Genomic DNA, 14,094 nt, shown 5'->3' with positions numbered 1-14,094 from the left:
AGTGGCTGGTTCGGGCGTGCAGACTGATACGGCATTAAGTGGAAGAGGCAACATGGAACTGGTGTTTGATAAAGACGGCCTCAGCGCCTATCTCGAGGAGGTCTTTCCTCAGATACAGGGCGAGTTCAGCATCGATGCGCTTGCAAAAGGCGAGATCACCATGCGCCTCAACGTGCAGGAGCGGCATTTGCGTCCGGGAGGAACGGTTTCAGGCCCGTCGATGTTCGCGCTCGCTGATGTCTCGGTCTACGCCTTGGTTTTGGCGCACCTCGGACGAGAGGCGCTGGCGGTCACGACCAATGCCTCGCTCGATTTTATGCGCAAACCCGAAAGCGGACGCGATCTCTTGGGGCAAGCACGCCTGTTGAAACTGGGGCGCACATTGGCAGTCGGGGATATCCTGTTGTTCTCCGAAGGGATGGAGGCCCCGGTCGCGCGCTCAACCATGACCTATTCCATCCCGCCGAAACGCTAAACGCGCCCGAGGTAGGAACCGGGACGCGTTTGCTTTAAGGTCGCTAAGTAAGCTACCTTATGGAAACAGTTTCTTGACGTATCCGGGCAGCGCGAATGCCGCCTTGTGCACCTCTGGGGTGTAGTAGTCCGGCGAAAGGCCTGCCGCTGCAAACCGAGCTTCAAGCGTTGTCAGATCCACCGAACGCGCCTTTGTGGAGTGGCTACCCCAGCCCAATGCCATCGGGCCGCCGACGTAGGTCGGAATCGTCGCGAGATAGCAGGTCGCATCCTGAAACAGCGCTTGAAAGGCCCGCATCGTGTTGGTCAGCTCATCGCCCTGCATGAACGGCACGCCGTTCTGGGTGACGATGATGCCATCCTCGGTTAGCGCACGCGCTGCATGGCCATAGAATGTATCGGTAAACAGCACTTCGCCGGGGCCGATGGGGTCGGTCGAGTCGACAATGATGACGTCGAATTTATCTTCGGTCTCTTTCATAAAGACCGCACCGTCATTGATCACCAGGTTGAGACGCGCATCGTCAAATGCGCCCTGGCTCAGCATCGGCAGGTATTCCTTGGAAAAATCGACAACGCCAGCGTCGATTTCCACCATGGTGACATGCTCGACGGAGGCGTGTTTCAGCACCTCGCGCGCAATGCCACCGTCGCCGCCACCGATGATGAGCACACGTTTGGCGGCCCCATGTGCCAGGATCGGCACATGGGTCAGCATTTCATGATAGATGAAGTTGTCGCCTTCGGTGGTCTGTACCACATCGTCCAGCGTCAGAACGCGCCCGAAGGTGCCATTCTGAAAGACCTTGAGCCGCTGGTGCTCGGTCTTGCTGTCATAATACATCTCGCTCACGCGCAGGGATTGGGCGAAATGATCGTGCAGGCGTTCTGTGTTCCAGACCTCTTTCGTCATGCTGCGATCTCCTTGGCGACGATTTCCTCGCCGCGCAGCAATTCGCGCACTTCTACCACATCGGTCTCAAAGGCGGCTTTTAGCACATCGACGGCTTTCCAAGGCTGTGCATCGCCACACATGAAGACGTCAAATGCGCCGTAGCCGATCTCGGGCCAGGTGTGCACAGAGATGTGGCTCTCGGCGAGCACGGCCACACCCGACACACCCTGAGGCGAGAATTTATGGGTATGGATATGCAGCAGGGTTGCGCCGCAGACCTCGACCATCTTGCGAAACGCGTCTTCGATCCGGGCCTGACAATCCAGTCCGGAGCCTTTCATCACTTCGATGATCAGATGGGTCCCGGCAAAGACCTTGCCGTCGCGACGGATAAAGTGATCCTCCCGGTCGGCTTCGACCAAAGAGTTAACAATAGCGGTGGGTACACCGCGGGCGGTATCTTCCTCATGGGCGCCTGTCTCCAGACCGATCCCCAGTTGGAAGAGGTTGGCGTCCGACATGACACTCCCCTTCGTTCCAGTAGATGACAATCCAGACGGTCCTTAGCGCCCCCCCGAATAAGAGTTCAGGGTTGGGATCGGTACCGAAAGTGAGGCGCAGATAGGAAAGCGCAGAGATTCGATCAAGGCAAAAATTTATGAAACTTGAATTCGGCATCAGGATGTGAAGTGGCGACATAAAAAAGGCCGGAGACGAGCTCCGGCCTGCCAGTTGGTTCTGTGCCCCGGGGATCAGGGTCTCCAGAACGGAAGAGTTCCTTCGCGCATGGCTTCCTCGCGATGGAGGCCAATATCGCGCAACTGATGAGCATCGAGGCGGCTCAGCTGGCGGCGGGTGCGTTTTCGGACCGACCATTTGGTGACCAGAACCGCAAATCCAATCGCTGCTTCCGCAATCATCGGCAGGGCCGGGCGGTTGGTCAGATAAGCGAGATGCGTCGGGTGTTCTGTCACATTTGTCATGGTCTGTCTCACATTTTGTATTGATGCAATTTGAATGTACTGGCATGTATTGAATACAAAGCGTGATACGGATTGTCTAAGCGGAGATTGTGATGGGTACAATTTGGCCCTCCACCCTGACCGGGTCCCTGACCGAAAAGCCGGGGCCCAAGTACAAGCGCGTGGCTGATACGATACGATTGGCGGTGGAGAGTGGTACATTGCAGGTGGGCGCAAAGCTGCCGCCTGTCCGCGAGCTCGCCTATCAGCTCAGTATCACGCCTGGCACCGTCGCGCGGGCCTACACGATCCTGACAGACGAGGGCATCTTGCAGGCCGAGGTCGGACGCGGAACCTTTGTGGCCGAACGCGAAACGGCTGTGATGGATGACGTCTGGTCGCGGCAGTTGCATCTTCTTGAACGCAGCAACCCCAATCACGTCTCTCTGTTCAGCCCGCGTCTTGTCGACGTGGGTCAAGTCAAGCTGATCCGCGAAGCGCTCCGAAAAGCCGCTGATTGCGACCGCTTGGCGTTGTTGAATTATCCGACGCGCGACGCCTATCAGCCGGTGCGCCAAGCGGTTGTCGACTGGCTATCCGATACCCCGCTCGGGCCACTGAGTGAGCGCGATGTGGTCTTGACCCATGGGGGCCAGAATGCCGTCATGACGGTGATGCAAGCGATCCTGAAAGAGAGCAATCCCACCATCTTGGTCGAGGACCTCTCTTATGCCGGGTTCAGGCGCGCTGCAGAGATCCTGCGTGCCAAAGTGGTCGGTGTTGCGATCGACGAAAACGGCATTGTGCCAGAGGCGTTGGAGGCTGCGATCAAGAAATCGGGTGCATCTGTACTTTGTACCAGTCCCGAAGTGCACAATCCAACCGGCGCTTTTACCCCGCTTGAACGGCGCAAAGAGATCCTCGCCATATTGAGACGACACAATGTACAATTGATCGAGGACGATTGTTATCGCATGGGGGAGGCCCGCGCGCCGACCTATCGCGCGCTCGCGCCGGAGCTCAGCTGGCATGTGACATCGATTTCCAAATCGCTCACCCCGGCGCTGCGGGTGGGGTTTGCAATCGCCCCCGTCGGCAAATCCGCAGATCTGCGCCGCGTTGCGGAATACGGTTTCTTTGGGCTTGCGCAGCCGCTCGCCGAGGTGACACGCCTGCTATTGTCGGACCCGCGCAGCAAGAAGCTGGTCCAGACCGTGCGCGACGAGATGGCGGAATATGTCCGTGTCGCCGTAAACGCCCTCGGAGCCTTTGAACTCACCTGGGACTCGCAGGTGCCGTTCCTTTGGCTGCGGCTGCCTTCGGGCTGGCGAGCGGGTGCGTTTACACGTGCGGCCGAAGGGCAGGGGGTGCAACTGCGCTCTGCAGATGAGTTTGCCCTGAGGGACGGGCGTGCGCCCAATGCAGTGCGCATCGCCGTCAATGGGCATGTCACGCTGGCGCGATTTGAGGATGCCATGCTGCGTTTGCGCATGCTATTGGACAACCCACCAGAGCAAATCAGCGTCTGAGGGCATAATCGGCTCCAGATCATTGGGGTATTTTGATACCTATTTTGTAACCCCCTGTAATCAATGGGTTTTATGTGGTTTGGCTGTATTGACTGTTGTGTAACAGCGCCGTAAACCCCCTCCATCGAATTCAGATGGAGTCGTCCACGGCGCCATCGTCACGACAAACAGGATTGACCTGACATGAAAACCTTCTCTGCTACTCCGGCAGACATCGACAAGAAGTGGATCATCATCGACGCCGAGGGCGTGGTGCTGGGCCGTCTGGCGTCGATCGTTGCCACCCGCCTGCGCGGCAAGCATAAACCGTCGTTCACCCCCCACATGGACATGGGTGACAACGTAATCGTCATCAACGCTGAAAAAATCCAGATGACCGGTAAGAAGCGCGAAGAGAACTTCTACTGGCACACTGGCCATCCGGGCGGCATCAAATCCCGCACCAAGCAGCAGATCCTCGAGGGTGCACACCCCGAGCGCGTGGTCATGCAGGCCGTCAAGCGCATGCTGCCGGGCAACCGCCTGTCCCGTCAGCAGATGACCAACCTGCGCATCTATGCTGGTGCCGAGCACCCGCATGAAGCCCAGAGCCCCGAAGTTCTGGATGTCAAATCCATGAACAAGAAAAACACCCGGAGCTAATGACGATGGCTGATCAGATCAACACTCTCGAAGAGCTGGGCGCCGTCGCAGGCGTCGAAACCGCAGCCGAAGAGCTGGCCCCGCGCGAGCCCGTTCGTGACGAGCTGGGTCGTTCCTACGCCACCGGCAAGCGGAAAGACGCAATTGCCCGCGTTTGGATCAAGCCGGGTTCCGGCAAGGTCGAAGTGAACGGCAAAGAGATCAACAAGTATTTCGCACGTCCGGTGCTGCAGATGATCCTGCGCCAGCCGTTCACGGTTGCCGGTGTCGAAGACCAGTTCGACGTCTACGCAACCGTCAAAGGCGGTGGTCTCTCCGGTCAGGCCGGCGCGGTCAAGCACGGTATCTCCAAAGCGCTGCAGCTTTATGATCCCTCCCTGCGTGGCGCTCTCAAAGCCGCAGGCTTCCTGACCCGCGACAGCCGCGTTGTGGAACGTAAGAAGTTCGGCCGCCGCAAGGCCCGTCGCTCCTTCCAGTTCTCCAAGCGTTAAGCTTCCGGAACTTACGAATACGCAAAAGGCCGCCTCTTGGGCGGCCTTTTCTGTTGTAGGATAGCGTCCACCGTCGCAGGCGAACCTGCGCGCAGGGTCAGCTAGCGCGCGAGAGCTGAGGCATATTGTCCGCCGCCTGGTCGCCGCGGATCTTGAAACGCTGGACGATTTCGCCAAGCTGGCGTGCGTTGGAGTTGAGGATGCTGCTGGCGGCAGTAGTTTCCTCGACCATCGCGGCGTTCTGCTGGGTCACCTGATCAAGCTGAACCACACCTGTGTTGATCTCTTCGAGCCCAGTGGACTGTTCAACCGCACCTTTGGTGATCTCGGTGACAAGCGTCGAGATATGGGTCACCTGGCCAACGATGCTCTCAAGCGCCTCGCCTGCATGGCGCACCAGATCCACGCCACGCTCCACCTGTTCGGAGCTGTTGCCGATCAGCGATTTGATCTCCATTGCCGCATCCGAGGAACGCAGCGCCAAGGCGCGGACTTCGGAGGCCACCACAGCAAATCCACGACCGGCTTCGCCTGCGCGCGCGGCTTCGACGCCGGCATTCAACGCAAGGAGATTTGTCTGAAATGCGATGTCGTCGATCACACTGATGATCTGCGCAATCTGCTGGGAACCCTTTTCGATCTCGGACATGGCCTCAACCGCGTCTTTTACGACAGTGCCGCTCTGAGTTGCTTCTGATCTTGCCTCTTCGGTGGTGCGCTCTGCGTTGCGGGCGCCATCTGCTGCGGATTTGACGCTGGCCGTCATTTCCTCGAGCGCAGCCGCCGTTTCCTCAAGCGTGGCCGCCTGGCTCTCTGTGCGCTGTGACAGATCGCTGGCCGCCTGGTCGATTTCAGCGGCACCGGTGCAGAGGCTGCCAGCTGTATCGACCAGTTCCTCCATAGATTCACGCAGTCGACCGATGGTCTGATTGAAATCGGCGCGGACATCTTCGTAGTCCTCGGGGAAGGGCTCGGTGAATTCAACCGTCAGGTCGCCCACGGAAAGACGCGTGAAGGCACCGCGAAGTTCGCCAACGATGTGATCCTGTTCCTTTTTGCGCTTATCTTGCTCAGCCTCAAGCGCTTCGGCCTCGCGCAGGGTCTTGAGGGTTTCTTGCTTGAAGGAATAGATTGCATGCGCCATGACGCTGAGCTCATCCTTGCCTTCGATACCCTGTACAAAGACGCTGTAATCTCCACGCGTGAAGGCTTTGACAACATCGGTGAGCTCGCCCACGCGTTTGATGACACGCCCAAACATATAAACCGCAATGCTGAACGCCAGCAGAAGTGAAATCAGAGTCACGGCTGCAAACGCGCGGAACGCGGTTTGGGAACTGCTTTCGATGTCGGTCGCAATTCTGTCAATCAGGGCGCCAATCTCGATCTCTTGTTCGCGCAAGGTGTTGATCCAGTTCGTTGAAATCTGAAACCACTCCCCTGCGGTCAGCCCGCCGAAGTCCCCGGTGGAATATCCCCGCACGAGCGTGCTGCGCGTTTCTGCAATCTCTTTGTAGGCATCGGTCGAAAGCAGTTCTGACAACCACACATTGAGATCTACCAGCGCATCGACCTCGTGGAGATAGGCCCCCTGTTCGCCGCCGAGGTGGACAAAGCGATCGTGCAACGCAAGGTCAAAGCCTTTCCCGAGGCCGGTTGCCCCCATAGCGCGCTCAAGCCCTGCGGCCTCCTTGGCTGAGGCGAGCAAGACCCGAGCTTCTTCGAGAAGACGCAGCCGCTCTGCGGGCTCGCCCTCTGTCGCTGGGCGCGCCATTTCAAGCATCAAGCCGATGGTCGAGGTGTAGAACTTGGCCATTTCAGGCACCGAGAGGCCCAAGCTGTCCACGCGTTGGCGCATATCCTGAAGCTGGCCGATCCGCTCGCGCACCGCAGCGGTCATGTCCGGTTTAGCGACCTCAATCACCGGAATCCGCGACATGGAGTCTGCAATGGCTTCGTCGGTGAGGCGCCGCTGTTCCGTGAGTTCAGTGGGGAAGTTCTTGCCCTGCGAAGCGATGAAACCGGCAGAGAAGCCGCGCTCTTTTTGCATCTCGTGAACCACATCGTTCATGAGGGATTCTTCGAGAGTTTTCTCTTTGGTTAACCTTGCGTGTGCGTATTTGTCCCACTGAATGTGCAGCTCGTCATAAGCAAGATAGCTCGACAATGCCATCATTGGCCCAATGACCAACAGCATAACCAATCGCAGTCGCATAGACTCATCCTCGTAAACAGCGCAAACTTAGAACAATCTAGGAGGCGATGGTTAACTCATCCTGAAACGGGAATGCGGCGATCATTAAAAGGCAGCGGATTAAGCGCGCACGGATAAAAGAGGCACCGGGCACGGACAAGAGCGCCCTCAATCACTCAGCTATCTGGATCAATCAATCCAAGGCCCCGCAGGTACACGCCAATGCCGCTCTCCAAGAGATCCTCTGGCGCATAAGGCGAGGCAGTGCCCGGCGCGTTGCGCGCATAAAGTTCCACGACACCGTGGCTCATGGCCATGACATGGGCCGAGAACATGGAGGCAGGCGGGCGTTTTTCGGCCGGTATATGTTGGCTGAGTTTGGCGGCGGCTTGTTCGAGCACTCCGCGCGCGCGGCTCGCGGCTTCTGCCAGCTCGGGCGTGCGATTGGCCGAAATGCCGCTTTCAAACATCGCGATATAGTGACCGGGGTGTTTGCGCGCGAAGGCGAGATAGGCACGTCCGGTCGCTTCAAACGCGGCCAGCGCAGACGACTGATATTTATCATAGGCGTGCTGCAACAAGTCCGCAAACATCAAAAAGCCCTGCCGTGCGGCTTCTGCAATCAGATCTTCGCGCCCCTCGAAATGGCGGTAAACGGCAGCCGGGGTGACGCCAGCCTGTTTGGCGGCCTCCGAAAGCGTAAACCCCGTCGGCCCCTTGACCTCGATGAGGCGCAGGGCGGATTCCACCAGAGCCTGGCGGAGATTACCGTGATGATAGCCACGTTTAGCCATCCCAGATCTCGGGGCCTCCACAAATCAGCGGGTCAGCGCTGCCGAGCGCAGCGCGATCCTTGTTGGCGTAGTCGACAGACAGCAGCACATGCCGGATGGCCTCAAGCCGCGCACGTTTCTTGTCATCAGAGCGCACGATGGTCCAGGGGGCCTCGGGGCGGTGACTCAGGGTGAGCGTTTCCTGGATTGCCTCTGAATAGGCGTCCCAGCGTTTCAGCCCTTCAACATCGATCCAGCTGAGTTTCCACTGTTTGAGTGGATCGCTCTCGCGGGCCAGAAAACGGCGCAATTGTTCGGCACGCCCCACATTCAGCCAGAATTTGAACAGTTGGATCCCTTCGTCGACCAGCATCTTTTCAAAGTCAGTGACTTGCGAAAAGAAGTGCCTGCGCTGGCTGTCAGTGCAAAAGTCAAAAACCTTCTCGACGACTCCGCGATTGTACCAGCTGCGGTCAAAAAAGACGATCTCTCCGCCCGCCGGCAGCTGAGAGATGTAGCGCTGGAAATACCATTGCGTTGCCTCGGTTTCGGTGGGTTTGCCAAGCGCCACAACGCGGGCCCCGCGGGGGTTCAGGTTCTCGCGGAAGCGTTTGATTGTACCGCCTTTTCCAGCAGCGTCGCGCCCCTCAAAGACAATCGCGACGCGCTGACCAGACGCCTTGAGCGACGCTTGAAGCTTGACCAGCTCGACCTGCAGCGCCCTGTATTGATCCTTGTAGTCGCCCTTGGAGAGCTCTTCGTCATAAGGGTAGCTGGGGCTCAGAATGTCATCCTTGCCAGCATCCTCGATCGCCTTACGCACCTCTTTGGGGGCTTCATTCTCGAAATACTGGCTGATTGCGCCGTCAAATGGCAAAGTCATTTCCACCCTGTCCTTTCTCGCCCGCCCACACTTGCCCTGTCACTGTTCAATGTTAAAGCGATTAACGCAAGTTTGCCCGCGTTGCCGCTCGATGGACCGCTGCCACCACCTCCTGCGTGTGGGTCTGATGCGGCATATGTCCAACATCCGGCAACGGCGTGAGACGCGCGGTCCGGCTGTCCGCAACAAGGCGCTCGGCATGAATTGATATGCCCACGGTGGTGTCGGCGGTGCCGTGCACCACTTCGATGGGCATGCTGAGGTCAGGATACTTTGGCGCCATCGCCTCGACCTCGGTCAGAAGATTGGCGCGCTGCTTGGCATTGGCCCGCAAGGAACTGCGGCGCAGGCTCATGGCGAGCCCAAAATGATCTGCAAACCCGTCGGGCACCGCCTGCGGGGCAAAGACGTCCTTGAGCGAGTCGCGTACATAGCTCTTGGGCACAAAGGCGGTGAGCAGCGGGACGATGACCGCGCTGCCAAAGCGCGACGAGGTCAGTTTGTAAAAGGTCGGTAGTTCCGCGTCCCAAGGGTGCGATACACCAGAAACGCTGACAACGGCTGCGGTATGCTGCGGAAACTCCGTCGCCCAGGCGAGCGCCACGGCGCCCCCGTAGCTTTGGCCCAGCACGATCGGGCGCTGTGCGCCGAGGCGCGCGCTGGCTTTTTGCAAAATGGCCGCCTGGGTTTGGATGCTGGTCCCATCAGCGGAGATTGCATCGGAATAGCCAAGCCCAGGTCGATCAAAGATCAAGATGCGATAGGCCTCTTCGAGCGCGGGCGACAGTCGGAACGTCATGTCCCGGATGCTGCCGTTGGACCCATGAATCAGCACCAGATCAGGGGCGCTGCCTTGCGGCTGGCCGCGCTCGACCACATGGATCTGATGGCCGTCCACGTTCAGGAACTGTCCTTGAGGCGGATGATTGGCGATACTCTCGGCCTCGCGCAGTGGGGCGCGCAGGGCGGTAAAGCCCGCAACCCCAGCAAAGCCAAGCGTCACGGCAAGAGCAAGGATGGCACTCATCCGCAAAGATCAGGCCCGAAGGTCCGTCGTGTCGAGACCGATGCGCTCCACATCATATGGGGTCGTCTGATAGATTTCAGACACCCAGTTGCCATAGAGCAGATGCGCGTGGCTGCGCCAACGGTTGAGCGGGCGCTGGCTTGGATCGTCGTCCGGGTAGTAGTTGATCGGCACGTTGATCTCGGTGCCGCTGGCGACATCTCGGTCATATTCTTGTTTCAGCGTGTCGCTGTCATATTCAAAGTGGTTGAAGATATAGAGCGCACGGTGCGCCTTGTCCTCAACGAGGCAGGGGCCGACATCGGCGCTGCCCAAGAGCGTGGTCAGACCCGGTGCGGCGTCGATCTCGCTCTGGCTCATTTCGGTCCAGCGCGACACGGGGATCACAAAATCATCCGAAAACCCGCGCAGATAGGGCGAGGTCGGCTGCAGGTTCTGATGCCGGAAACAGCCAAAGGCCTTGTGATCCAGCATATGTTTGCGCACGCCGTGAAAGTAATTGATCATCGCCATGCCGCCCCAGCAAACGCCAAAGGTGGAATGCACATTGGTCTGCGTCCACTCAAAGACCTCGCAGAGCTCCTGCCAATAGGTGACGTCCTCGAACGGCAGATGCTCAATCGGAGCACCGGTGATGATCAGACCATCGAATTTCTCGTCGCGCACCTCCTGAAAGGGGCGATAAAACTCTTCCATGTGGGCGGCGGCGGTGTTCTTGGTCTGATGCTCGGTCATGCGGATCAAGGAGAACTCGATCTGCAGCGGCGTCGCCCCAATCAGACGGGCAAACTGGTTTTCCGTCTGAATTTTCTTCGGCATCAAGTTGAGCAGGCCAATCTTGATCGGTCGGATGTCCTGACGCGCCGCTTGATCCGGCGACATGACCATGACGCCCTCGTCCGACAGGACGGAGTAGGCGGGCAGGTCAGCGGGGATCTTGATAGGCATGTCGTGTCCTTTGTGGGTGCGCTAAAAGTAGCAGGGTGCCGTTAATTAAGTCTGTTCCGCTCGTGTCTCAAGAGCGGATGCAATCAACTCCTCGAAATCGCTTGTGTTCTGGACGTGTGCCACCTGATCTGCCGTGACCGTCACGCCCCAATGTGCGGCCATCGCCTCATAGCGGGGCTGACGGTGCGCAAGCGCCTGCGCATAGGTCCAGCGCAAGAAGGCATGAGGATCAACATCTGCGTCTGTGATGTTGTTTTCATTCAGATATTCCTCCCAAACACGGGTGAGGAAGGCGGGCTGATAGGCCATTGGCTTTGGGGCGCGATCAAACCGACGAATGAGCTCTTGCGTGTGATCCTCGGTGCCTTTGATCCAGACCAGAAGCGTATGCGCGCTGAGTTCGCTCAAGAGCGGATCATTGGGGTCATTTGCATCGACCCACTCGCAGATCGAGCCCCCGGAATCGCAGATGAAATGCGGATAGCCGTAAATGCGGTCGGAACGGTCGATGAAATAGCGCGTATCCAGCAGCGCGTCGATTTCGGCGCGGCGGAACTGGTCCTGGCGGGTGCGGTACTCCTCGATGGGCAGGCCGCCCTTTTGGGCGTCACCCGGCACCCCGAGATAGGCGGTTACGGCGCTCAGGTTTTCAAAGGTGATATTGGAGGAAATATCAATCGAATCCGACAGCAGCAGATCGCGCAGAAACGGGACTTTCATCGCCTCCGCCTTGGCATTGTCCGCGATATATTCGCCCATATAGCGCGTCCCGATGCGGTAATCGGCAGAGTAATGAAACCACTGACCGGAGCGGCGCAGGATGTTGCTGATATAGGTTTTTCCAAGCCCGGACATGCCGAAGAAAAGAACCCGTTTTGAGGGCGCGTCGCGCCACGCCTGAGCGGAGGTATATAGCATGAAACTGCTGCCTTATTCGCGGTCTACGCTGCCTTGCTAGACAGGCAGAAGCGACAGGTCAATCACAGGCGCGACGCCAGACGCCAAGCGGCGCGGCGTCACCCACAAAAAAGCCCCGCCAGTGAGGGCGGGGCAGTTCCGTGTCCTTTGATGCGGCGTTTAGAAGTAAAAGCCAACCTTGACGGCAAAGCTCAGCGCATCGTTGTCGTTGAAATTCGCAACCGGCGTACCACCCGGCGATGCAACCGCATCCCCAAGCTTGGTGTAGCGCACGCCCGCGCCGATTTTCATTTTCTCGGTCTGGTACTGCACACCAAGGCGGATCGCTTCCATCCCGTGGGTCGGCGCCAGCGGAGACACGAGGTTGTCGCCATCCGCGTCCTCATAGATATACGCGAGCGATGCGGACCAGTTCTGGTTGAAGCGGCGTCCCACACCGATGGTGTAGGTTATGGAGTCATCCAGATCGATCAGATCACGGCCACCAAGCGCACTAAGCACCACAAGATCGGTGACACTGTGCTCGGCCCAGCGGATGCCACCAAAGACGATGGTGTCCTTGGCAACGCCGGACTGGAAGTCGAGGTTCACAGACTGAGGAGTCTTGGTGGTGGTGGTAGTATTCAGCGTCGTGCCGCCGATCACCGGAACGCCTGCAGGCGTTGTTTCGGTGAGATTGAAATCATGCTCGATTTCGGACTGGTAGGTCAGGGCAAACCGCAGCGCGATGTCTGGGATCTCGTAGGCAACACCGGCAACCCAGCCAAAGCCGCCTTCGCGGTCCACTTTCACGTTGTAGCCGGAGAGGGGAACCGTGGCGTTATAGGCTGCGCCTGCCAGGGTGATCTCGCCGTCGATCTCCTGATAGCGCAGACCGCCGTGCACGCTGAAGCGATCATTGAGCTTATAGCGCAGCAGAGCGGTGATGGCATTGGAATCCGCTTGCGCCATGGTGCCGCCGAGCAGTGCGGATCCGTTGGTGGTCGGATAGTCCACGTCCACGCCCCAGGGCTGGTCGTAGATGATGGCCAGAGACAGCTCATCATTGATGTCGGTCTTGAAGCCGCCGCTAAGCATGTTGAAACGCTCGCCAACGTCGCCGCTTGCGGAACCGGCCGGGTTGAGGCTTGTGCGGTCGTTGCCGCTCAGGTCAACCGATGTCGTGGCAAAGGAAAACTCCGCATAGGTGCCTTCCTCGAAAATCAGTCCGATCGGCTGTCCGGTGCGGTCCAAGCCGCTCGCCATCGCCGTGGTCGCCAGAAGCGTCGAAGCAACGGATGCCGCGATATAATGTTTCATAAAGATCCTCCCTCAGGCGCGTCGCGAAACGATGTTGCGCAGCGCTTACTGGGGAAAATCGTAAAAGAAATGTCACAAATCTCGCAATGTTGACGGGGCGGCAGCTTGTGGCGCGACTGTGCGTCACATGGCCTACTGTTGCCGAGAGGATACAATATTTATGAAATTCCCGATGAGAATAAGTGCCGCACCCACAAAGAGCCAGATCTCTACCGACTCGCCGTAAATGAGCCAGGCCAGAAGGGCGATGAAGGGCAATCGGGCAAAATCAATCGGCACCACCAATGCAGCGGGCGCCAGCGAAAGCGCGTTGGTGATGCAGAAATGGGCGCTGAGACCGGCGCAGCCGATCACCAGAAGATACGGCAGGCTCTGGGCATCGGGCAGGGCGATATCCATGTCCCAGCCCGCAAAGACAATCCCAAGCACCAGCTGCATAGCGGTGAGCCAAAACATGATCGACCAGATGCTCTCGCTGCGGGTCAGGCGTTTGGTCGCGATGTTGGTCAGCGCAAAGAACACCGCCGATCCCGCCGCACAGGCCAGACCAATGTTGAATGTCTGCGGGCTTGGTCGGGCCACGATGAGGATGCCCACAAAGCCAAGCGCGACAGCCAGCGCACGCATCCGGGTCAGCTTTTCGCCCAGAAACAGCGGCGCCAGCAGGATCACCCAGATCGGAGAGGTGAATTCCAGCGCAAAGACTTGCGCCAGAGGGATCACGGACACCGCGTAAAACCACAGGTTCTGTCCGGTGAAATGCGCCATGTTGCGCAGGCCGTGCTGCGTGAGCCGCTCGGAGCTGACCAAGTGCCAGCGCCGCATCAGCGTGATCGCGCCGGCAACGACGAGCACCCCGACAAGGCTGCGATACATCATGATTTCAAAGGTATCGAGCGTGAGCCCCGCCTCGCGCCCCGCGATAGCCATGGCAGAAAACGACAGAATCGCCCCGATCATCCAGATCGCAGCGCGCAGAAGCGCGTTTTGCTGGGCAGCGGCGGAGTCTGTTGCGGTTTGGGTCATGGTGCACCGGTTTGTTTGGTGCAGAGAGGCGAC

The 14,094-nt window shown here is 58.7% G+C and carries 15 protein-coding genes; 4 read left to right on the top strand and 11 right to left on the bottom strand.

All coding sequences use genetic code 11. The features are described from left to right. Positions 1–52: 52 nt before the first annotated feature. Positions 53–475: a PaaI family thioesterase gene (locus tag TM1040_RS11325; RefSeq protein WP_011538727.1), complete on the top strand. Its 423-nt coding sequence runs from the start codon at positions 53–55 to the stop codon at positions 473–475. A gap of 57 nt (positions 476–532) precedes the next feature. On the opposite strand, the gene speE is transcribed toward TM1040_RS11325, so the two are convergent. The 3 genes from speE to TM1040_RS11310 all read right to left on the bottom strand — a co-directional run bounded on the left by speE (position 533) and on the right by TM1040_RS11310 (position 2,352). Continuing rightward, positions 533–1,387 carry a polyamine aminopropyltransferase gene (gene speE, locus TM1040_RS11320; protein ID WP_011538726.1) on the bottom strand — a complete coding sequence of 285 codons (855 nt, stop codon included), beginning with the start codon at positions 1,385–1,387 and terminating at the stop codon, positions 533–535. Further along, complete coding sequence (gene speD, locus TM1040_RS11315; protein WP_011538725.1) at positions 1,384–1,890, bottom strand: adenosylmethionine decarboxylase; 507 nt, start codon at positions 1,888–1,890, stop codon at positions 1,384–1,386. The genes speE and speD overlap by 4 nt, the downstream gene beginning before the upstream one ends. A gap of 231 nt (positions 1,891–2,121) precedes the next feature. Continuing rightward, a complete protein-coding gene (locus TM1040_RS11310) occupies positions 2,122–2,352 on the bottom strand; it encodes a DUF1127 domain-containing protein (protein WP_044026746.1) in 231 nt (76 codons plus the stop codon). 92 nt (positions 2,353–2,444) lie between these two features. Here TM1040_RS11310 and TM1040_RS11305 point away from each other — a divergent pair, with 92 nt between their 5' ends. The 3 genes from TM1040_RS11305 (at position 2,445) to rpsI (ending at position 4,993) form a co-directional block, all read left to right on the top strand. After that, entirely contained in the window at positions 2,445–3,860 is a 1,416-nt protein-coding gene (locus tag TM1040_RS11305) for a PLP-dependent aminotransferase family protein (RefSeq protein WP_011538723.1), read from the top strand. 183 nt (positions 3,861–4,043) lie between these two features. Next, positions 4,044–4,502 (top strand): 50S ribosomal protein L13, encoded by a 459-nt coding sequence (rplM, locus tag TM1040_RS11300; protein ID WP_011538722.1) that lies wholly within the window; start codon positions 4,044–4,046, stop codon positions 4,500–4,502. Between the two features lie 5 nt (positions 4,503–4,507). After that, positions 4,508–4,993, top strand: coding sequence for a 30S ribosomal protein S9 (gene rpsI, locus TM1040_RS11295; RefSeq protein ID WP_005611659.1), 486 nt, complete (start codon positions 4,508–4,510; stop codon positions 4,991–4,993). Positions 4,994–5,090: 97 nt separating this feature from the next. On the opposite strand, the gene TM1040_RS11290 is transcribed toward rpsI, so the two are convergent. The 8 genes from TM1040_RS11290 to TM1040_RS11255 all read right to left on the bottom strand — a co-directional run bounded on the left by TM1040_RS11290 (position 5,091) and on the right by TM1040_RS11255 (position 14,061). After that, the gene (locus tag TM1040_RS11290) at positions 5,091–7,208 is read right to left on the bottom strand and encodes a methyl-accepting chemotaxis protein (protein ID WP_011538721.1); all 2,118 of its coding nucleotides are present in this window, start codon (positions 7,206–7,208) and stop codon (positions 5,091–5,093) included. Between the two features lie 155 nt (positions 7,209–7,363). Beyond that, complete coding sequence (locus tag TM1040_RS11285; protein WP_011538720.1) at positions 7,364–7,981, bottom strand: TetR/AcrR family transcriptional regulator; 618 nt, start codon at positions 7,979–7,981, stop codon at positions 7,364–7,366. Continuing rightward, entirely contained in the window at positions 7,974–8,843 is an 870-nt protein-coding gene (gene ppk2 / locus TM1040_RS11280; RefSeq protein ID WP_011538719.1) for a polyphosphate kinase 2, read from the bottom strand. The genes TM1040_RS11285 and ppk2 overlap by 8 nt, the downstream gene beginning before the upstream one ends. Positions 8,844–8,904: 61 nt before the next feature. Further along, on the bottom strand, positions 8,905–9,870 hold the full coding sequence (locus TM1040_RS11275) for an alpha/beta fold hydrolase (RefSeq protein ID WP_011538718.1): 966 nt from the start codon (positions 9,868–9,870) through the stop codon (positions 8,905–8,907). A 9-nt stretch (positions 9,871–9,879) separates the two neighbouring features. After that, entirely contained in the window at positions 9,880–10,818 is a 939-nt protein-coding gene (metA, locus tag TM1040_RS11270) for a homoserine O-acetyltransferase MetA (protein ID WP_011538717.1), read from the bottom strand. A 45-nt stretch (positions 10,819–10,863) separates the two neighbouring features. Beyond that, positions 10,864–11,736, bottom strand: a complete 873-nt coding sequence (locus TM1040_RS11265) for a hypothetical protein (protein WP_044026745.1) — start codon at positions 11,734–11,736, stop codon at positions 10,864–10,866. 159 nt (positions 11,737–11,895) lie between these two features. Further along, entirely contained in the window at positions 11,896–13,035 is a 1,140-nt protein-coding gene (locus TM1040_RS11260) for an OmpP1/FadL family transporter (protein ID WP_011538715.1), read from the bottom strand. A 132-nt stretch (positions 13,036–13,167) separates the two neighbouring features. Then, positions 13,168–14,061 carry a DMT family transporter gene (locus TM1040_RS11255; protein WP_011538714.1) on the bottom strand — a complete coding sequence of 298 codons (894 nt, stop codon included), beginning with the start codon at positions 14,059–14,061 and terminating at the stop codon, positions 13,168–13,170. Between the last annotated feature and the right edge of the window lie 33 nt (positions 14,062–14,094).

This window comes from Ruegeria sp. TM1040 (assembly GCF_000014065.1).
In the GTDB taxonomy this organism is placed as follows: domain Bacteria; phylum Pseudomonadota; class Alphaproteobacteria; order Rhodobacterales; family Rhodobacteraceae; genus Epibacterium.
This window is presented reverse-complemented; position numbering and strand designations above follow the sequence as displayed.